Consider the following 19,766-nt stretch of genomic DNA (forward strand, 5'->3'; position numbering starts at 1 on the left):
CAAAACCGCCACGCCTTGCGCGAGCGCAGCGCCCCGGTACTTCTCGGGCTGATCACTGACGATGACAAGCCGCGCCACGCCTTCGGACAGCAGGCTGTTCATGATCTGCAGCACGCTGTGTCCCTCGGGCCGTTCGCCGATCTGCTGCCCGCCCGTCATTGCCACCGCGTCGTTGTAGAGGATCTTGTAGGTGATGTTCACGCCCGCGGCGATGGCCTGGCGAATCGCAAGGATGCCGCTGTGGAAGTAGGTGCCATCGCCCAGGTTGGCGAAGACATGCGGCTCGGTCGTGAACGGCTGCTGACCGACCCAGGGCACGCCCTCGCCGCCCATCTGCGTGAAGCCCAGCGTGGAACGGTCCATCCACAGTGCCATGTAGTGGCAGCCGATGCCCGCCATCGCGCGCGACCCCTCGGGCACCCGGGTGCTGGTGTTGTGCGGGCAGCCGGCGCAGAACCAGGGCTGGCGCTCGGCGGCTTTTGAACCGCTCGTGCGCAGGTCCAACGCGTGCATCGCGCGCTCCTTGGCGTCGAGCACGGCCAGGTGCGCGTCCATGCGCGCCGCGGTGTCGCTGCCCTCGCGCGCGAGGCCAAGTTTCTTGAGGCGGCGGGCGATGGCGCGCGCGATCAGGGCTGGCGACAGGTCTGCGTTGGCGCGGAGCAGGGTATGCGACGTGGGGTTGGGCAGGGACCATTCCCCACCAAAATGGCCTCCCGCCGCATCGTCGCCTTCGTCGAACTTACCCAGCACATTGGGCCGCACGTCGGAGCGCCAGTTGTACAGCTCTTCCTTGAGCTGGTACTCGATGACCTGACGCTTTTCCTCGACCACCAGGATTTCTCGCAGGCCCTGGGCGAATTCGCGCGTGAGCTGCGCCTCCAGCGGCCAGACCACGCCCACCTTGTGCAGGCGGATGCCAAGACGCCGGCAGGTCGACTCGTCCAACCCCAGGTCCAGCAGGGCCTGGCGGGTGTCGTTGTAGGCCTTGCCGCTGGCGATGAGCCCGAACACATCGGCCGGCCCTTCGATCACGTTGCGGTTGAGGCGGTTGGCGCGCACATACGCCAGGGCCGCGTACCACTTGCAATCGTAGAGCCGTGCCTCCTGGTCCAGCGGCGCGTCGGGCCAGCGGATGTGCACGCCGCCCGGCGGCATCTGGAAGTCCTCGGGGATGAGGATGCGCACGCGCCCGGGGTCGATCTGCACCGTGGCACTGGACTCGACGATCTCCTGGATGGTCTTCATGCCCGACCAGACGCCCGCGTAGCGGCTCAGCGCCCAGGCGTGGATGCCCAGGTCCAGGATCTCCTGCACATTGGCCGGGAAGAACACGGGCAGGCCGCAGGCCTTGAAGAGGTGGTCGCTCTGGTGCGCCGCCGTGCTGCTCTTGGCCACGTGGTCGTCACCCGCCACCGCGATCACGCCGCCCCAGGGCGTGGTGCCCGCCAAATTGGCGTGCTTGAAGACATCGGCACAGCGGTCCGCGCCTGGGCCCTTGCCATACCAAAGACCGAACACGCCGTCGAAACGGTGGCTGCCCGGCGGAGCGAAGCCCAGCTGCTGCGTGCCCCAGACGGCCGTGGCGGCCAGCTCTTCGTTGACGCCGGGCTGGAAAACGATGTGCTGCGCTTGCAGGTGCGGCTTGGCCTTCCACAACGCCTGGTCGTAAGTGCCCAGCGGGGAGCCGCGGTAGCCGCTGATGAAGCCTGCGGTGTTGCGCCCCGCCGCCGCATCGCGCTGGCGCTGCAGCATGGGCAGGCGCACGAGGGCTTGAACGCCGCTCATGAAGGCCTGTCCCGATGCGAGGGCGTATTTGTCGTCGAGGGTGACGGTGTCGAGCGCGCGGCGCACGTGCGCGGGCAGTGGAGCGTTCATGACGCGGGTTCTCCGGTAGGGTGTGCGCGCCTTGGGGTGGCCAAGGTGCGGCAGACATGAACCGCCTTGTGGGCGGGCCGGAAACCACTATGTCTGAAGGCTGAGGCTTCATGCAGCCGGGTTTTCCCCGCCACACGCGCCCATTCAGAACCCTGCGTTCATCGGGGCCACAGCACCCACAGCCGCAACGGCTGCTTGATCCGCCCGGCCACGGCCGAAGCCTCGGGACCGGTGCCGACGAAGTAGTCGGCACGCACCGCGCCGGTGATGGCGCTGCCCGTGTCCTGCGCCAGCACCAGGCGCTGCAGGGGCAGGTAGCCGCTGCTGGCCAGCCAGACCGGCGCGCCGTAGGGGATGCTTTGCGGGTCCACCGCGATGGAACGCCCCGCCGTCAGCGGCACGCCCTGCGCACCCTTGGGGCCGACGAAGGTGTCGGCCTCGGTCAGCAGCTGCTCCTGGAAGAAGACCACGCGCGGGTTGACCCAGAGCATCTCTTGCACGCGCGCGGGGTTGGCCGCCACCCATTGGCGGATGCCCGCCCAGGACGCGTCCCTCACTTCGCCTTTTTGCAGCAGCCAGCTGCCCACGCTGCGGTAGGGCTGGTCGTTGGTGGCCGCGTAGGCGACACGGACCATGCGCTCGCGACCGTCGGCTTCCGTGATGCGCAGGCGACCCGAACCCTGGATCTGCAGGTTGAGCACGGACACCGGGTCTTCGAGCCACGCGATCTCACGCCCGCGCAGGGCCGCTTGTGGCTCGGGCAGGGTATCGATCTCCTCGCGGCTGTACCAGGGCTTGCGCGAGCCCAGCGGCGCGGGCGGCCCGGGCACGCGGTAGAGCGGGTTCTTGAACCGGGCATCGGGCAGGCGCCGCGCGTCCGCCACGGGCTCGTAGTAGCCGGTGAGCATGCCCTGCGATTCGCCGTCGAGGTTTTCGATGCGGTAGGGCTGCAGACGTGCCAGCATCCAGGCACGGCGCTCCTCGTCGCTGGCAGGGGCCAGGCGTTTGACGTCCGCGCAGACGGCCGCCAGCGTGCCGGGGCGTTCACAGCTGCGCAGCCAGGAAGACCAGGCCTCGCCCAGGGGGTCAGCGCCAAAACCCGGCAGCTCCGCCCAGTCCACCGGAATCCAACGGCTGCGCGGCTGCTGCAACATGCGGCCATTGGTCGGGTACTCGAGGGCTGGCGCACCCGTTTCCGTGCCCGGCTGGCCCGGGCCTTCGGCAGCGCGGGTGGCGTCGGGGCGGGACGCATCCTGCACCGGCGGCGGCGCGTGATAGACCGACAGGTCACCGCACGCGGCCAGCGCCATCACCAACATCGGCACCAGCGCCCATCGGGTCATTCCGGTGATGCACAACGGCGTTCCTACAATGCGTGGGCCGCCTTTTTCTTGTTTTTTAGTCCTGGTCGGGAATCGTTTCATGTGGTTGATTTTGCTTGAAGCCCTGGGCGCCTTGTTGATCCTGCTGTTCATCATCTGGTGGACGATGTTCTCGGGCCGCAAGCGCGGTGAACTGGACGGGAGCACCCAAGAAGTGGACGAGTCCGACGCAGCGCGCCAACGACCACGGGACTGAGCGGGTCCCTGGGCCATGGCCCAGGAGGACCGACCTGAGGGGGTGTTTCTCAGGGCGTGTCTGAGGTGGACGGATTCAGCTCTTCCTCGCTGGCGTTGTCTTGGGGGGCATCTTTGGATGGAATGGTCGTCCCGTCCTGCTTTTGCCGGTCCACCTTCTCCACCTGCGGCTCGACCCAGTTCCCGGTGACGTGGTACTCCTGGGTGGCCGCCGCGATGGCTGGCCGACGCAATATGGCTTGCGCGAGGAAGGTGGTCAGGCCCACGGCAGGGTTGATCCACGCCGCGATCAGCGACGCCGTGCCCGCGTTGATTTCAGGCACGATCACCACCCGCAGGTCTTGCGTCTCCTGCCGCAGGTCGGCCTGCCCACTCATCAGCACCGCGGCGACCACGCCCTTCATTTGCAGGTTGTTCGTTCGCGCGATGCCTTGGCGCAAGCGCACATTGCCGCGCACGAAGTCGAAGGAGAAGCCATCAGAGAAGAAATCGCGGAAGTCGAGCATCAGGCGGCGCGGCAGGGATTGCAGGCTGAGCACCCCCAGCAACCGCGCAGCGCCAGGTTCGACCTTGAGGAACTGGCCCCGCTCGATGCTGATCTTGAGGGAACCGTCGAGCGCGGCGAGGGACGGCGCCCACGGCACGCCGTCCCATGCGAGCTGGCCCTGCATGCGACCCGCCCCCCCCTCGATCAACCCCGGTTTGCCCAGGCGCGCGAGCAAACCCCCGCCGTCCTTGATGGCCAGCTGGAAGTCCACGGTGCTGCGCCGGGGCGCAGGCGACGTTGAACCCGGCGCCGAAGCCACGGCAGGCGCAGTGAGCGCGGCGGGCCATTGCCCTTGCGCCGTGAACTCACCTTCCGGCAGTGCGAGGCGCAGTCGGCGCAGTTGCCAGACCCAGGACGGCCCTGCTTGGGCGGCGACGTTCAACGCGGCCGGCGCGGGCACATGGCCCGCCTCCACCTCCAACTGGCCCAAGGACTGATTGCCCAGGCGCAGTTGCTCGATCACGACGTCCAGCGCCGGCAAGTCCAAGGCGTCGAGCGTGGGAATGTCGCGGTTGTCCTCGGTGGCACGACCCGAGTCCACGGCCTTGGGCGGATCCGCCTCGGCCGACTTCGTCTTCAACAGCAGACGCGTCAAGCGCGCATGCAGGAATCCCGCTGGGGGGGCCGGGGCCCCTCCTTGGGCCACGCCCAAGGGCATGCGGTAGCTCAGCTCACCGCTCGCTTCTTGAGACGCCAACTGCGCGCGCCAGGTCCCCCCGTCACGGGTGACATCGACTTCCAAGTCGTTCAGGCTTTGCCCACTCATCTGCACGCGGTCGCCGAGCACCCGCCATTGCGTGGGCAGATAGTCAAGCCAGCCCGGGTCCGCGGCGGTGGGCGCGGGCGCTGAGCTGGCGGCGCGGGGCGCCTGGGCCAGGCCCGCGCGCGCGTCCACGCCTTGACGGGCGGCGTCCAGCCAAGCATTCACGTCCAGCGTGCCCAGACGCAGCACGGCGCGCACACCGGCATCGGGCAGCACCCACGCGTCTCGCGAGGGCTGCAGCGATTCCGGCCCCCCTAGATCCATGCGCAGCAAGCCCCGCAGCACGCGAGGCCGCTCCTGATCCGCGACGTTCACGCGTTCGTAGCGCAGCTGCAGCAGGCGGCCCACCTCCAGGCTGAGCCGGTCATGCCAGCCGCGCTGACCCGCGCTGGCGGTCACCAGACTGGCCTCCTCCTGGTCACGCGGCGAACGCCGCTCCAGTTGCAGCCGCACGGGCAGGGCCTGATCGGCCGATTTGCGCAAGGGAGCGGGCAGACTCAGGGCCAGGCCTCGCAGATCGCTGCGAAAGAAAAATTCTGGGGCGCCCTCGTTCAAGCCGAATTCGGCTTCGTAACGCGCGCCCCCCTCCATCTGCCGCGCCAAGGCGGCCAGCTTGCGCAAGGCCTCGCTGCCGCTGTCGTCCTGTCCGGCCTGGCGCAAGCCTTGGGCGGTGAATTGGCCCTGAACCCGCAAGCGCGGGCGCTGCGTTGACGAGGGTGGCATGGGCGTCGGCAACAGGGCCGACTTGAAGGTGGATTGCAGGGTCACGGCGCCCGGAACGGGGATGGTCCCGCCCTCGGCCTGGACATCGCCCCCCAACCATCGGGCTTGCACCGCGCTCAACGCGAAGCCTTGCTCGCTGAAGTGCACGAGCCCGCGCGCCTGACTCAGCGCGGGCCACCCTGGCCCGGGCCGCAACGTGTTCCCTGTCAAGAGCACTTGTCCCTGGACGGTGCTGGCTTGGGGGGCAGCCAGTGGCAAGTCCAGCCGCAGGCGGACGGCGGCCTCACCCGTCGCGCGCGCGTGGCCCAATGCGCTGTGGCGCAGCACCTCCAAGGGCGAGGCCACCACCATGCGCTGCAGCATTTCGTCCAGCGAACCGGTGAAGTTCAGGTCGGTTTGCACGTGCATGTTCGACCCCAGTTGCGGGATCTGGACTTGGCTTTGCGCGAGCTGCACACGGGGGGCGCCCGCGACGGCGGCGCTGAAGTTGCGCAATTGCAGACCGTCGCGCTCCATCAGGAACTCGCCCTGCATATCCTGCAAGGCCGGCCAAGGCAGCTCGCCCTGGTTCTGCAAGGACGGCGGCAGGTAGACAAAGGTCGTGTCTTGAACCTGGGCTGTGACGCGGAACTCCCCCGCGCCCTGACGGAAAGGGAACTGATCCAGATCACCGATCAGCCGCACGCGCACCTGGCTGGCCCGGCCGCGGGGCAAGGCCTCGCGCAGGTAATTGCGGGCCTGCTCGGAGAGGGATAAGGGCAGGTAACGGTGCACTTTCGCCAGATCCAAGCGGCTGAAGCTGCCCTGCAGATCCAGATGGCCCAGGTGGCCTTGTCCTGTTGGGGAAGTCGAGCTGCCCTGGAGCGTGGACCGCGGCGCCTTCCATTCAGCCTGGAAATCGCCCTGGAGATCGGCGTTGGCGATCCTGGCGTTGTTGATCTGCAAGCTGTCGAGTTGACCCGCCTTCAGGCGCCAGCGCAGATCAGCGCTGAGCGGATCGAGCGCCAGACGCGCGGGCTCGAACATCCCGGGCAAGGCCAGAAAGCCTTGGCGCAACTGGACCTTGGCGCTGCCACCATCCTGATTCATCTCGAAATCGAAGGTGAGCCCGGCCACGCCAGGCGGGGCCTCGACCGCCCCATCCAGGCCGGCCTGTCCCGCGACCTCCAGCCCCGACACGCGACCCTCGACCTCGTAGCGTTCGGGCATGCTGCCGGAGGGACCCTGCCAGTTCGCCTGCAAACGTTCGACGCGACCTCTGGGCACGTAGCGCGACAAGTTCTGCTGCGCTTGGGCGGTCAGCGGCAGGTGACGGGCCAGACCGGCCAGCACTCCCAGGTCAATGTCCTGCAAGCGCACGGCCGCCAGAGTCTGGCCAGGACGGTACTCGGCCAGGCTGACGCGAGCGTCACCGCTGGACCAGACCAGTCCGTCGCGGGTGTCAAAACGCAAGCCCTCGGTGGACACCTCGTAGCTGCCGTCCTGCAAGGACCCGCCCATACGGGTGCCCCAGCGGGCGCCAAAGCGTCCGGCCAGACGATTCACGTCCAGCGCGGGCAGATCGGGGCCGAGCTTGAGCAGCACCCCCCCCAGCGCCACGTCCGCCGTCACGGAGCTGATGTGCCCTTCCTCGACGTCCACCCAGGCGCGCAGCGCGGTGCTGCCGCCTTCCAAGTGGACCTGGGTCAGTGCGGTGGGCCAGGCGATGCGTTGCTTGAGAGCGTCCAGATCGACGCGCTCCAGTTCGGCGTACAGCTCGCCATCCCACAGCTGCCACTCACTCGGGCGGGCGAAGAACAGGGGCTCGCGCAACTGTCCGCGCAGGCTGACACGGCCACCCAGTTCGTCCGGGGCCTGGACATCCAGCCGCCATTCGTGCGTGCGCGCGCCATTGCGCAAGCGAAACTCCAGCCCCTGCAAGGCCACGGGGGGGACGGGGCGCGTCTCATCGATCCAACGCACGCTTCCGCCGGTGATGCGCCATTCGGTCTGCGACAGCACCCAGTCCGCCAGGCGGCCATCGCCCCCGGACTGCTGAGGGACCTCGATGCCAGCGATGTAGATGCGCCCATCGGCGGCGCGGCGCACCGTCAGGTCAGGCTGATCGATCACCAGCTGGTCGAACCCCAAGCGCAGCAGGGCATGCAAGGACAGCTGAACGTGCACGCGCGGCAAGCGCAGCACGGGTGCAGCGCTGACGTCGCCGCGGTCACCGCCGTCGGCGGTGGCGCCGGGCACGGGCGTTTCCGCCCCCTCGTACAGCATCACGTCCCGCAACTCGAAGGAGGGCAACAGCCGACCGTCGGTTTCGGCGCGGATGGACCCGATGCGCAAAGGCCGTCCGAGCATCTGGGTGGCCTGCAATTCCAGCATCGGACGCAGGCTGTCGATTCGGGGCACAATGAAGAAATTCAGCCCCGCCCAGACGGCGCAACCGAGCAGAACGAGCAGCAAGACCAGCCACCACACCACGCGCGTCAGCCAGACCCATGCCTGGAGCGAGAGAGTAGAGCGCAAATTCAGGCGATGCGGCAGGGCATTCATTGTGCAGATGGAAACTTCCCGAGAATTATGACCCGCAACGTGGCCACGCCTTGCCAACCGGCCGATGCATGTGGCGTTTCAACGAGCGATGAAACGAACGTCACAGCGGACCATTCCCGTTATGTCCAGCGGGTGCGCCGCCGCTACGCGGACCTGCTGAATCTGCTCCCCCCTCTGGCGGCCACGCCGGGCGAGCGCGTCAGCGCCCCGGATTTCCAGGCGTTGAAGCAAACCTACGAACGCCTGCGCGAACCCGCGCGTGGCGGTCACGACACCGGTGCCGCGCTGCGCATCCTGCGGCAGCTCGTGCTGGAGCGCATGGCCGTGTTGGATGTGGAGCACCAGGCACCCCTGCAGACGATCTGCCAGGGCATGACGACGCTGGCCGAATTCGCGCTCGAGACCGCCTGCGCCGAAGCCCTGACCACGCTGGACGCCACCCACGGCCCGGCCTGCAAGGCCGATGGGGCGCGCTGCAAGTTCTGGGTGCTGGGCATGGGCAAGCTGGGCGCCCGCGAGCTGAATGTCTCCAGCGACATCGATCTGATCTACGTTTACGAGGAAGACGGAGAAACGGCGGGGGACGCGCAGGGTCGGCACCGGATTTCCAACCACGAGTATTTCGCCAAGGCCGTGCGCGCGATGGGCGGCCTGCTGGCCGACGTGACGGAACATGGATTCGTCTTCCGCGTCGACCTGGCGCTGCGGCCGAACGGAAACTCTGGCCCCACCGCCTGTTCGCTGGATGCGCTGGAGGCCTATTTCCACGCCCAGGGCCGCGAATGGGAGCGGCTGGCCTGGCTCAAGAGCCGCGTGGTCGCGCCGCGCGCGCGCATCGAGGACAGCTCGGGCAAACGGGATGACTCCGTCATGGCGCTGCGCGCCCTGGTGACGCCCTTCGTGTTCCGGCGCTACCTGGACTACAACGTGTTCGAGGCCTTGCGCGTGCTGCACCGGCAGATCCGCGAACACGCCAACAAGCGCAGCGCGGGCCGTCCCGAGCGCAGCAACGACGTCAAGCTCTCGCGCGGCGGCATCCGCGAAATCGAATTCATCGTGCAACTGCTGCAAGTGGTGCGCGGGGGCCAGTTTCCCGAGCTGCGCACCCGGCCCACGCTGACCGCCCTGCAGCGCCTGGCGGCGGCCGGCTTGATGCCGGCGGCGACAGCCGCCGCCCTGGCCGAGGCGTATGTCTTCCTGCGCAAGGTGGAACACCGCATCCAGTACTTGGACGACCAGCAAACCCACGTGCTGCCCACCCAGGACGCGGACCTGCGCTGGATGGCGCGCAGCCTGGGTTACCTCGGCAGCCGCGGCTGCGGCTCCGACATCTGCGACTTCCTGACCCAGCTAGACGCGCACCGCGAAGTGGTGGCCCAGGAGTTCGACACCTTGCTGGGCAACAGCCCTCCCGGCCCCGACAAGGACTGCCGACGCTGCAGCCGGCCAGCCGACGCGGCACTCAGCTTCGAGACCCTGCGCGCGCATCTGCCCATCGACCTGCACGAGCGCTACGACCTCTGGCACGCGCAGCCCCGGGTGCAGGCCTTGAGCGAGACCGCTCAGGGGCGCCTGTTGCGCTTGTTGGAACGTAGCGCGCGCATGCTCAAGCTGGCGCCCCAGGCTGCCGAGGGCGCGATCCGGCCCGAACCCGCCGCCACGTTGGCCTTCACCCGGCTGCTGGATTGGCTGGAGCCTCTGCTGCGCCGGGAAAGCTACCTGGCGCTGTTGCTGGAACGCCCCGCCGTGCACGAACGGCTGCTGCGCCTGCTCGGCGCGGCGCGCTGGCCGGCGCGTTACCTCCTCTTGCATCCCGGCGTGATCGACGAACTCGCGGGTCGGGAACTGCTGACCGCGCGTTTCGACCCCATCGCCTTCGAGAACGAGCTGGAAACCCGACGCAAGGCGCTGCGCGACACCGGTGATGGCGATGAAGAAGCCCTCCTGAACCTGTTGCGGCGCGCCCACCACGCCGAGGTATTCCGCACCCTGGCGCGGGACGTGGAAAAGCACCTCAGCGTGGAGGAAGTGGCCGACGACCTGAGCGCCCTGGCCGACGCCGTGCTGCGCGTCAGCACCCGCTGGTGCTGGGACGCCTTGCGCAAGAAGCACCGCACCGAGCCTGGCGACGGCCCCCAAATCGGGGTCATCGGCTATGGCAAGCTGGGTGGCAAGGAATTGGGGTATGGCAGCGATCTGGACATCGTGTTCGTCTACGAAGATGCCCATGACGACGCGCCCGAGGTCTACGCCCTGCTGGTGCGCAAACTCGTCAACTGGCTGACCGTGAAGACGGGCGAGGGTGATCTGTACGAAATCGACACGGCCCTGCGGCCCAACGGTAACTCGGGGCTGTTGATCACCAGCTTCGACGCCTACGCCAACTACCAGCAACAGCGCGGCAGCAACACGGCCTGGACCTGGGAACACCAGGCCATGACCCGCGCCCGCTTCGTGCTGGGTGACGATGCCTTGCGTCAGCGCTTCGACGCGGTAAGGGACGCGGTGATCTGTGCACCCCGCGACCCCCAGGCCTTGCGCGAAGAAATTCTAGGCATGCGTGAACGTGTGCGTCAGGCCCATGCGGTGCCCGAAGGCCAGTTCGACGTGAAACAAAGCGCGGGCGGCATGATGGACGTGGAGTTCGCGGTTCAGTTTTTGGTGTTATCCCAGGCGGCACACCACCCCGAACTGCGCCGCAACAGCGGCAACATTGCCTTGCTGCGCGCCGCGGAAGCCTCGGGACTCTTGCCGACCCACGTGGGCGCGGCGGCAGCGGATGCTTACCGCGAGTTGCGCCGCATCCAGCACCAGGCCCGTCTGGACGAGGTCACCCCGCAAGTACCGCTGACCCAGGTGCAAGTCGAAAGGGCCGCAGTGCTGGCGCTGTGGGCGGCGGTGTTCGAAACGGACAAGCGACACTGAGTCATCAGGCTTGGGTGGGTGGTCGGCCCACCCATTGTCAGGACATCTGCCGAGAGTGGTTGGCGCTGCGTCAACCCCGGATTTTTTTCACCAAGGCAGTGGTCGAGTACCCCTCGACGAAAGGCAGGGCCAGGGCACGCCCCCCCCAGCGCTCGACCAGGGCGGTCTCGGGCAGCTGGCTCATGTCGTAGTCGCCGCCCTTGACGAGGATGTCGGGCCGGACCTCGCCGATCAAAGACTGGGGCGTGTCCTCGTCGAACCAGGTCACCACATCGACCGCGCCCAAGGCGGCGATCAGGGCGGCGCGATCATGCTCAGGGTTGAGCGGGCGTTCCGGGCCCTTGCCCAAACGGCGCGCCGACGCGTCCGTGTTCAAGGCCACCAGCAAGCTGGCACCCAGCGCACGTGCCTGGCCCAAATAGATGGCATGGCCGACGTGCATCAGGTCAAAAACGCCGTTGGTGAACACCAGCGGGCGCGGTAAGCCAGCCAGACGGGCTTGCAGGGCGGCACGCGGGCAGAGTTTGTCCAGAAAGTCTGGTCCTGAGGCAGGGACGGGGGGCAGGAGCGACATGATGGGCCGTTCGTTGAGACGTCGAAACAGGCCGTGTGATCTTAGTGGGGAAGGCAGGCACAATGGGGCCCCGGCCCGGCCAGCCGGGGTCTGGCATGTCCCGTGCATGTTCTGCTCAGGCGATCTGGGACTTGCCGAGCCCGCCGTCGGCCCACAGGCCCCGAGGTCGCTGGGAGGCAATTTCCAGCTTTGTGGCGCTCCTATAAGCCTGCATAATCGAGAATCTATGGCAACTGGCAAACTCGTCCCCATCAGCATCGACTCCATACGCATCGGGCATCCTCTGGCATTCCCCTTGATGGATTCCGAAGGTGCGGTGATCGCCAACAAGGGCTACTCGATTCCCGACCGCGCCACGATCCAGCGCCTGGTTGGGCGTGGCCTGTCTCTGTGCATCGACCAAGCGGACGCCGAAGCGCACAACCGCGCCTACCGTGCCATGCTCAACGACATGGTGCAACGGGACCGCTCCATCGGCCGCATCGCCGATGCCCACGTCACCGACGCCAGTGCGGCCCTGGTGCGCGACGAAGACGACGTGCCCATTGGTCCGCCCGACTGGCTGGATTACCAATCGGAAGCCAACACGATCTTGCGTGATGGGGGAGGCCCCACCTTTCTGGGGCGTCTGACGCACCTGCACAAGCGTCTGCGCCAGCACGCCATACGCAACCCGGACGCCGCGCTGCTCGCGCTCTTCCATCTGTCGACCAACGAAGTGCGCATGTACAGCGCCACCCACGCCATGCTGGTGAGCGTGATGTGCGGCTTGGCAGCGCGTGATGTGCTGGGTTGGCCGGAAGCCGATGAAATGACGGTCAGCCTGGCTGCGCTTTCCATGAACGTGGGCATGACGGAGTTGCAGGACAAGCTGACGCAACAACAAGGCCCTTTGACACCCGAGCAGCGCCTACTGGTCAACAACCATCCCCTGCGCTCGGTGGAGCTGCTGACCCAGGCCGGCGTTCGCGACAAAACCTGGCTGGAAGCGGTGCGTAGCCACCACGCGGCGGCTTCGGGCAATCTGACGGACCGCAACAGCATGGGCGACCGCATGGCGCGCCTGATCCAGCGCGCTGACTCCTTCGGTGCACGTCGTTCGCCACGCGCCACGCGCACGCCGTCGTCCGCGGCGATGGCCATGAAGGCCACTTATTTCGATGAAAACCAACAGGTTGACCAGGCCGGCGCGGCCCTGATCAAGGCCGTTGGCATCCACTCACCGGGTTCCTTCGTCAAGTTGGTGACCGACGAGATCGCGATCGTGGTCAAGCGTGGCGCCAACACCACCACGCCGAAGGTCGCGGTGCTGACCAACCGCGACGGCGTTGCCATCGTGGATCCGGTGCTGCGTGACACGGCCATGAGCGATTACCGCATCGCCGCGGGCATCGAGTCGCGCGAGGTGAAGGTGAAGATCAACCTGCAGCGCATCCTGTCCATGACGGTCTGATCTCGGACCACGCCCAGCCCCACCGCACGCAAAAACAAACGCCGCCGACCTGTGCAGGTCTGCGGCGTTTTTTTAGTTGTGATGGAAGTGGTCGGCCGACAGCTTCAGCGCGGCACGGTGTCCGCGAAACTGGGCCGCTGCATGAGCTTGTCGTGCAGATGCACGAGGTTGGGATACTGCGTGCGCCAGGGGATTTGCGGGAAACGCAAGTCCATGTAGCCCAACGCACAGCCCACCGCGACGTCGGCCAGACCGAACTGCGCGCCCGCGCAGTAAGGTTGATGCCCCAGCCCCTTGCTCATGGCCGCCAGGGCCGCCGTGATCTTGCCGAGCTGCCGCTCAATCCAAGCCTGGCTGCGCTCGGCCTCGGTCCGGTGCGGCCAAGTGGCTTCCATGCGAGCCAGCAAACCCGCGTCCATCACGCCATCGGCCAGTGCCTCCCAGGTGCGGACTTCCGCCCGCGCGCGTCCTGCGGGAGGTATCAAACGGCCCACGGGCGAGAGGGTGTCCACGTACTCCACGATCACGCGGGAATCGAACAGCGCCTCCCCACCATCCAGGATCAGGCAAGGCACCTTGCCCAGGGGATTGGATTCAGGGGCCCGCGCCTCGGCGGACCACACATCATCCAACACGAAGTCGTACTCCAGCTTTTTTTCGGCCAGCACAACGCGCACCTTGCGTACATAAGGGCTGGTGTAGGACCCGATCAGTTTCAAACTCATGCGGCCGATTCTAGCCAGGGGACCATGCCGGGGCTGGTGTGAGCCAATTTCTGAACGGCACCTGGACTGTTGATCGCGAATACCGGACCCCACGGCACCCCCGAACGGTCGCCCTCTACAATTCCGTCCATGACGTTTTCCTCGATTTCGGCCCTCTCCCCGCTGGACGGACGCTACGCGTCCCGGCTGGCGCCACTGCGTCCCTTGATGAGCGAGCAAGGTTACATGCATCGCCGGGTGCAGGTGGAGGTGGCCTGGTTCATCGCTCTGAGCGACGCTGGTCTGAAAGAATTTCCGCCCCTATCTCCCGGCGCGCGCACTTACCTGCTCAACCTGGTGAAGAATTTCTCCGAGGCGGATGGAGAGGCCATCAAGGAAATCGAGAAGACCACCAATCACGATGTCAAGGCGGTGGAGTACTGGATCAAGTCCCGTTTCGAAGCCCGCCCTGAACTGCAAAAAGCCAGCGAATTCGTGCATTTCGCCTGCACCAGCGAGGACATCAACAACACCAGCCATGCCCTGCAGCTGCGCAGCGCGCGCGACACGGTGTTGCTGCCGGCGTTGGACAAGCTGCTGCTGAAGCTGCGCGACATGGCCCATGCCTACGCCGAAGTCCCCATGCTCAGCCGCACCCATGGTCAGAGCGCCAGCCCGACCACGGTGGGCAAGGAACTGGCCAACGTGGTCGTGCGCTTGCAAGGCGCTTGCGACCGCATCGCGGGGGTCAAGATCCTGGGCAAGATGAACGGTGCCGTCGGCAACTACAACGCGCATCTCGCGGCCTGGCCGGAGTTCGACTGGGAAGCCTTCGCGAAAAAAGTCGTGGAGACACCCGAGCCCCTGGGCCTGGGCCTGAAGTTCCAGCCCTACAGCATCCAGATCGAACCGCACGATTACATGGCCGAGCTGTTCGACGCCGTGGCGCGGGCCAACACCATCCTGGTTGATTTCTCGCGCGACGTGTGGGGCTATGTGTCCCTGGGCTACTTCAAGCAGCGACTCAAGGCGGGCGAGGTTGGCTCCTCGACCATGCCGCACAAGGTCAATCCCATCGACTTCGAAAACGCCGAGGGCAATCTGGGCCTGTCGAATGCGCTGCTGCGGCACTTGAGCGAAAAGCTGCCCGTCAGCCGCTGGCAACGTGATCTGACCGACAGCACGGTGCTGCGCAACATGGGCGTGGCCATCGGCTACGCGGTGTTGGCGTATCACTCGCTGGCCGTGGGTCTGGGCAAATTGGAACTGAACCGCGAAGCTCTGGCGGCGGACTTGGACGCTGCGTGGGAAGTGCTGGCAGAGCCCATTCAGACCGTGATGCGGCGTTACGGCGTGCAAGGCGCGTACGAAAAACTCAAGGCGGCGACGCGGGGCCAGACCGTCACTGCGGCCGATCTGCACGCATTGATTCAGAGCCTGGAGATCCCAGAAGCTGACAAGCAGCGCCTCATGGCACTGACCCCGGGCGCCTACACCGGCAAGGCTGCGGAATTGGCCAAACGGGCCTGACCTGCTTCTTCTTGACCCACAGTCGCCACGGGCCGTCACACACCACGTCCCGAGTCCCGCCGGCTCTGGACGCACGCAGTGGCCTGGTCAGGCCAGATCCGCGAGTGCTTCCGCAAATCCTTCCCCAGACCTCCACTCATGGCGCAGAAATCCACCATCTACAAGGCGAACCTGCAGATCGCCGATATCGACCATGGTTACTACGCGGACCATGCACTCACGTTGGCGCGCCATCCCAGCGAGACCGATGAACGGATGATGGCGCGCCTGGTCGCGCTCGCGCTGCAAGCACATCGCCTGCAGACCGACTGCCAAGGCGATGGCACGCTGTCTTTCGGCGCGGGCCTGTCCGACCCGGATGAGCCGGACGTTTGGCTGAGGGACTACACCGAACGGACGCGGGTTTGGGTCGAAGTCGGCCAGCCCGAGGACAAACCGCTCTCCAAGGCCTGCAGCCGAGCCGATGCGGTGCTGGTCTATGCCTATGGCCATGCGGCTGAAGTCTGGTGGCGCGGCATCGAGAACAAACTCACACGCCTGGACAAGCTGCAGGTCTGGCGCATCCCGACCGCAGCCGCCCAGGAACTGGCGGCCTTGGCCGAACGCAGCATGCAACTTCAAGCAACGCTGCAGGAGGGCATGCTGATGCTGGGCAACAGCGCGCGGCAAGTCGACGTGGAGCCTGAGCGCTGGAAATAGCGACACCCGACGAACGCCGCGCTGCCGAGACGCGGTGTCAGGAACTGGCCTCAAGCCCCAGAGGCTGGGTCGGCATCATCGAACAGGCGCGCTTGGACCTGTTCGCCCCGCGCGCGTTCCGCATAGCGGTTGAAACGCCATGCTTCGCCCAATTGCGTGATGCGTCGCCAGGTTTCCCGTTTCTCCGCCGGACGCAGGTGCGTCCAGTGCTGCACCTCGTCGAAAGTACGGCCGCATCCTTTGCAAACGGAGTCCCCCTGGCTGGTGGAACAGATGGCGATGCAAGGGGTGTCGGGCGTGCTGTCATACCAAGCCAACCAAGCCTCCATCGCGGGCCCTGGCATGCTGAGCTCATCGGCTTCCTGCTCGTGAAAAAACACCATGAGGGCATACACCTCGGCCAAGGCGCGCAACGGCGGGGATAGAGTCACGCCATCGGACGCGGGTTCGCGTTCGCGCCAGTAATTGATGGCCGCTTCAATGTCGGTAATGTGGATGCCAGCCATGGGGCGTAGCTTGGTAAGAGGGAACGGAGCGCTAGAAAAGGCAGAGTTTTCCATCATACCGGGGCCGCTTGTGGGGCCGCATCAATCCGTGGTCTAATGCGGCCACGAAGGGGAGTAGCTCCCATCAGCCCTGGCACAGGGAGGCGTCAAAAATGACGTCGTCGCGGCTGATATCAACAAGTCGTCATTACGAAGCATGACTTCCGGCTTGTTGGGCACATTCTTCATGACTCCACGCCGAGCAAGACCTTCGATTGGAACCTGAGTCAGGTTTCGTCGAAGCGTGCGCGTTCTCGGCACTATCCGGTCCACCGGGTAGGGCGGGTCCTTCCTCCATCGACGGAACCGCCCAGGTTGTAAATCGAACTACAACACGGAGTCCCTCATGGAGTTTCTGTCATCACCTGCATTCTGGGTCGCACTGGGCCAGATCATCATCATTGACATCCTGCTCGGCGGCGACAACGCCGTCGTCATCGCGTTGGCCTGCCGTCGGCTGCCACCCGCCCAGCGCACCAAGGGCATCATCTGGGGCACGGCGGGTGCCATCATCCTGCGGGTCATCCTGATCGCCTTCGCGATGACCTTGCTGAATTTGCCTTTCCTCAAGTTCGCCGGCGCTCTGTTGCTGGTCTGGATTGGCGTCAAGCTGCTGGCACCGGATGAGGAAGGCCATGGCGACATCGCCGCCAGCGACAGGCTATTCGCCGCCATCAAGACCATCGTCGTCGCGGACTTGGTGATGAGCGTGGACAACGTGATCGCCATCGCGGGTGCGGCGCAGAACGCGGGGGACCACTCCTTGCTGCTGGTCGTCCTCGGCTTGTTGATCTCGATCCCGATCATCGTCTGGGGCAGCCAGCTCGTCATCAAGTTGATGGAGCGTTTCCCCGCCATCATCACGGCCGGCGGCATGCTGCTTGGCTGGATCGCGGGCGGCATGCTGGTGACCGACCCCGCCTTCGCCAACCCCGACAAATGGCAATGGGTGTTCAAGCTGCCGCAGTCGGATGTCCTGAAATATGGCGCGAGCATCGCCGGCGCGCTGCTGGTGCTGGTGATCGGCAAGTACTTTGCTGCTCGCCGCGGCGGACAGGTTGCGCACACCGCGTCCGGCAAGCCAAGCAGCCACACCGCTTGACCACGCATGTCGTGAATCACGCGATCAAGAATCACCCAGGTAGTTTCCCCCGTCCCTCGTTAACACAAGGAGCAAATCATGGACAACATCATTGCGTACGTGGACGATGCTGAATACGCGCTGCATCAGCTGGCGCCGATGCTGAACGAAGCATCGGGCGCCCGCCAGCCGGCTCAGTGGATCCTGGTGGCGTGCCCGCCCCGCATGTCGCGCCACATCAACAAGTGGGTGAACCACACAGCGCGTGAGAACTGGCGCAACAAATGGTCTGACAAGCTGTTCAAGCTCATCACCCCTCGACTGCATGTCCGCGGCGACAAGGTCATCACCTTGCTGTCCAGCGGGCCCCTGTTGGAGATGACGCAAGAACTGCAGCTGAAGTATGGAACCGCTCGCGTGCTGGATGCGCGCCGTCCCAAGTTCGGTCAGGATTTGCAGCCCGTCACGCCGGATCAGCCTCAGGGACAGGACTCGCGCTGGACTGTGCCCGGCGCAGTCGCTGGCATGGCGGCGTTCCTGGTACTGGCGAGCGAGTAAAGCCGGGCCAAGTTGCTCAGGCGGCGGCTTGGGGGCATGGGTTTGCGGAACCGTGCCTTCGGCCGCCTTTTTTCATTTCATCGCTCGCGCATCTGTTCGCGCAGCAGGGCGTCTACCTGCTTGCTGCGGGTCTCGATGATCGATGCCTCGATGTAGTCGTTCCCGGCCGTGCCGCGCTTGATCAGGTCCTGCGCAGCGGCATACCTGTCGCGTGCGGCGGCGTAGTCAAAACGCGAGGCATAGGCCTCGGCATCTGCACGAATCGCGCGCAGCGTTTGCCCTTGCGCCGTGGAAGCCGCCGACAGCAGCTGCCACGCCTGGGCATCGCGCGGGCGTTCAGCCAGCCAGACTTGCAGGGTTTGCGCAGCACGCGCCGCACCGCTCTGTCCCGCCATCGTCAGCGCGCGCATGCGCAACAGGGTCTCAGCACGCGGTTTTTTATCCTTGGTTTCATCGACCCCAAGGTGATTTGACGCTGCAGTCGGCTGATCCAGCAGAGCCATGGCGCGGCCCGCCTCTCCAGCAGACAGTGCCAGCTCCGCGCCCAGCAAACGCACTTGGTAAGCGCTCTGTGGCTGGGTGGAGGCGACGGCCTGCAAGCGTGCCCACATCTTTTGCGCTGTTTGTGGGTCGCGCAATTCTCCAGCGGCCCACGCGGCCGCATAGAGCAGTCCCGCGCGACGTGCAGAGGACTGGAGCGGCGTGGTGATGGTCCCCGAGAGCTCTGTCTCGGCTTGCGTCACCGCCGCGCGCAGCGAATCGACCGAGGTATCGGCCAGCACGCGCGCGCGCGCCGCCAGCATGGCATGCGCGACCGCCGTATCGCCGTCTTTGGCCTGGGCAGCACCAGCCTGCAGCTGTTGCCGGGCCTGCATGTCGGCGATCCGTTCGGTCGTCAAGGGGTGGCTGCGCAGGTACGGAAAAGCACCCGTGTCGTTATGCCGATTCGCTTGCAGCAGTTTCTGGAACATGCTGGCGAAACCCTGACCGTTGAAACCCGCCTGGGTCATCACGCCATATCCGACGCGATCCGCCTCACGCTCCATGTCGCGCGAGAAATTCAACTGCCCCTGCACGCTGGCGGCTTGTCCGCCCACGATCAGGGCCCCAGCCGCATCCGGACTCGACGCCGCAGCCAGAATACCCAGGATCATCGCGGCGATCATCCAAGGAGCCTGCTGCCCTTGGCGGCTGATCATGCGTGCGATGTGACGCTGCGTGATGTGACTGAGTTCGTGCGCCAGTACCGAGGCCAGCTCATCGGCGTCGTCCACCGAAGCAATCAACCCCAGGTGGACGCCCATGTAACCGCCTGGCAAGGCAAAAGCGTTGACGCTGCGATCGCGCCCCAGCATGATCGCCCAGGCGTACTGCGCGTCCATGTCAGGCGTCAGCTCCCCTCGAACGCGCGCGGCGGCCATGAGGCGCCACCAGAGGCCCTCCACGTAGTCGCCCAGAATCGCATCGTCGACGTAGGCGGTGCTGCGGTACAACTCACGGGCGATGCGGTCACCCAGCTGCCGTTCGGCGCCGGTGCTCATCTCCAAACCGTCGCCCAATGCAGGCAAGGCATTCGGGCTGCCTTGCGCCATCGCCGCGACGCTGAACACCAGCGTCACACACAGCAGTTTGCGCTTCAATCCGGCAAATCTCATGGCCCGTATGATG

At 66.1% G+C, this 19,766-nt stretch carries 14 protein-coding genes; 7 read left to right on the forward strand and 7 right to left on the reverse strand.

What is annotated here, in order from left to right; all coding sequences use genetic code 11:
• Both HGR_RS14085 and mltA read right to left on the reverse strand, forming a co-directional pair.
• Positions 1–1,875, reverse strand: a 1,875-nt coding sequence (locus HGR_RS14085; protein ID WP_006298976.1) for an indolepyruvate ferredoxin oxidoreductase family protein, incomplete at its 3' end; no start/stop codon positions are given.
• A gap of 158 nt (positions 1,876–2,033) precedes the next feature.
• The gene (mltA, locus tag HGR_RS14090; RefSeq protein ID WP_006298977.1) at positions 2,034–3,218 is read right to left on the reverse strand and encodes a murein transglycosylase A; all 1,185 of its coding nucleotides are present in this window, start codon (positions 3,216–3,218) and stop codon (positions 2,034–2,036) included.
• A gap of 79 nt (positions 3,219–3,297) precedes the next feature.
• Between mltA and HGR_RS17590 the strand changes: the two genes are divergently transcribed.
• Positions 3,298–3,453 (forward strand): hypothetical protein, encoded by a 156-nt coding sequence (locus HGR_RS17590; protein ID WP_006298978.1) that lies wholly within the window; start codon positions 3,298–3,300, stop codon positions 3,451–3,453.
• 49 nt (positions 3,454–3,502) lie between these two features.
• Here HGR_RS17590 and HGR_RS14095 read toward each other — a convergent pair whose 3' ends face one another.
• Positions 3,503–8,029 (reverse strand): YhdP family protein, encoded by a 4,527-nt coding sequence (locus tag HGR_RS14095; protein ID WP_006298979.1) that lies wholly within the window; start codon positions 8,027–8,029, stop codon positions 3,503–3,505.
• A 27-nt stretch (positions 8,030–8,056) separates the two neighbouring features.
• On the opposite strand from HGR_RS14095, the gene glnE reads away from it, so the two are divergent.
• Positions 8,057–10,954: a bifunctional [glutamate--ammonia ligase]-adenylyl-L-tyrosine phosphorylase/[glutamate--ammonia-ligase] adenylyltransferase gene (glnE, locus tag HGR_RS14100; RefSeq protein WP_006298981.1), complete on the forward strand. Its 2,898-nt coding sequence runs from the start codon at positions 8,057–8,059 to the stop codon at positions 10,952–10,954.
• A gap of 70 nt (positions 10,955–11,024) precedes the next feature.
• Here glnE and rfaE2 read toward each other — a convergent pair whose 3' ends face one another.
• Positions 11,025–11,528 carry a D-glycero-beta-D-manno-heptose 1-phosphate adenylyltransferase gene (rfaE2, locus tag HGR_RS14105; protein WP_006298982.1) on the reverse strand — a complete coding sequence of 168 codons (504 nt, stop codon included), beginning with the start codon at positions 11,526–11,528 and terminating at the stop codon, positions 11,025–11,027.
• Positions 11,529–11,754: 226 nt separating this feature from the next.
• On the opposite strand from rfaE2, the gene HGR_RS14110 reads away from it, so the two are divergent.
• Entirely contained in the window at positions 11,755–12,981 is a 1,227-nt protein-coding gene (locus HGR_RS14110) for an HD-GYP domain-containing protein (RefSeq protein ID WP_039853718.1), read from the forward strand.
• 104 nt (positions 12,982–13,085) lie between these two features.
• Here the strand turns inward: HGR_RS14110 and HGR_RS14115 are convergent, their stop codons facing one another.
• A complete protein-coding gene (locus HGR_RS14115; protein ID WP_006298988.1) occupies positions 13,086–13,700 on the reverse strand; it encodes a glutathione S-transferase C-terminal domain-containing protein in 615 nt (204 codons plus the stop codon).
• A gap of 135 nt (positions 13,701–13,835) precedes the next feature.
• Between HGR_RS14115 and purB the strand changes: the two genes are divergently transcribed.
• Both purB and HGR_RS14125 read left to right on the forward strand, forming a co-directional pair.
• Entirely contained in the window at positions 13,836–15,215 is a 1,380-nt protein-coding gene (gene purB, locus HGR_RS14120; protein WP_006298990.1) for an adenylosuccinate lyase, read from the forward strand.
• Positions 15,216–15,353: 138 nt separating this feature from the next.
• On the forward strand, positions 15,354–15,914 hold the full coding sequence (locus HGR_RS14125; RefSeq protein WP_006298991.1) for a YaeQ family protein: 561 nt from the start codon (positions 15,354–15,356) through the stop codon (positions 15,912–15,914).
• 50 nt (positions 15,915–15,964) lie between these two features.
• On the opposite strand, the gene HGR_RS14130 is transcribed toward HGR_RS14125, so the two are convergent.
• Positions 15,965–16,420, reverse strand: a complete 456-nt coding sequence (locus tag HGR_RS14130; RefSeq protein WP_006298992.1) for a DUF3717 domain-containing protein — start codon at positions 16,418–16,420, stop codon at positions 15,965–15,967.
• Between the two features lie 385 nt (positions 16,421–16,805).
• Here HGR_RS14130 and HGR_RS14135 point away from each other — a divergent pair, with 385 nt between their 5' ends.
• Positions 16,806–17,561 carry a TerC family protein gene (locus HGR_RS14135; RefSeq protein ID WP_006298993.1) on the forward strand — a complete coding sequence of 252 codons (756 nt, stop codon included), beginning with the start codon at positions 16,806–16,808 and terminating at the stop codon, positions 17,559–17,561.
• Positions 17,562–17,639: 78 nt separating this feature from the next.
• Positions 17,640–18,098: a hypothetical protein gene (locus HGR_RS14140; RefSeq protein ID WP_006298994.1), complete on the forward strand. Its 459-nt coding sequence runs from the start codon at positions 17,640–17,642 to the stop codon at positions 18,096–18,098.
• A gap of 77 nt (positions 18,099–18,175) precedes the next feature.
• Here HGR_RS14140 and HGR_RS14145 read toward each other — a convergent pair whose 3' ends face one another.
• Positions 18,176–19,753 (reverse strand): M48 family metalloprotease, encoded by a 1,578-nt coding sequence (locus HGR_RS14145; RefSeq protein ID WP_039853719.1) that lies wholly within the window; start codon positions 19,751–19,753, stop codon positions 18,176–18,178.
• Positions 19,754–19,766 lie beyond the last annotated feature (13 nt).

Origin of the sequence: Hylemonella gracilis ATCC 19624, assembly GCF_000211835.1 — a bacterium.
In the GTDB taxonomy this organism is placed as follows: domain Bacteria; phylum Pseudomonadota; class Gammaproteobacteria; order Burkholderiales; family Burkholderiaceae_C; genus Hylemonella; species Hylemonella gracilis.

Excerpts from the sequence above, each read along its gene's own strand:
- HGR_RS14110 (WP_039853718.1), top strand. The coding sequence starts at position 11,755 with ATGGCAACTGGCAAACTCGTCCCCATCAGCATCGACTCCATACGCATC.
- HGR_RS14095 (WP_006298979.1), bottom strand. The coding sequence starts at position 8,029 with ATGAATGCCCTGCCGCATCGCCTGAATTTGCGCTCTACTCTCTCGCTC.
- HGR_RS14125 (WP_006298991.1), top strand. The coding sequence starts at position 15,354 with ATGGCGCAGAAATCCACCATCTACAAGGCGAACCTGCAGATCGCCGAT.
- HGR_RS14135 (WP_006298993.1), top strand. The coding sequence starts at position 16,806 with ATGGAGTTTCTGTCATCACCTGCATTCTGGGTCGCACTGGGCCAGATC.
- HGR_RS14130 (WP_006298992.1), bottom strand. The coding sequence starts at position 16,420 with ATGGCTGGCATCCACATTACCGACATTGAAGCGGCCATCAATTACTGG.
- purB (WP_006298990.1), top strand. The coding sequence starts at position 13,836 with ATGACGTTTTCCTCGATTTCGGCCCTCTCCCCGCTGGACGGACGCTAC.
- mltA (WP_006298977.1), bottom strand. The coding sequence starts at position 3,218 with ATGACCCGATGGGCGCTGGTGCCGATGTTGGTGATGGCGCTGGCCGCG.
- rfaE2 (WP_006298982.1), bottom strand. The coding sequence starts at position 11,528 with ATGTCGCTCCTGCCCCCCGTCCCTGCCTCAGGACCAGACTTTCTGGAC.
- HGR_RS14145 (WP_039853719.1), bottom strand. The coding sequence starts at position 19,753 with ATGAGATTTGCCGGATTGAAGCGCAAACTGCTGTGTGTGACGCTGGTG.
- HGR_RS14140 (WP_006298994.1), top strand. The coding sequence starts at position 17,640 with ATGGACAACATCATTGCGTACGTGGACGATGCTGAATACGCGCTGCAT.
- glnE (WP_006298981.1), top strand. The coding sequence starts at position 8,057 with ATGACCCGCAACGTGGCCACGCCTTGCCAACCGGCCGATGCATGTGGC.
- HGR_RS17590 (WP_006298978.1), top strand. The coding sequence starts at position 3,298 with ATGTGGTTGATTTTGCTTGAAGCCCTGGGCGCCTTGTTGATCCTGCTG.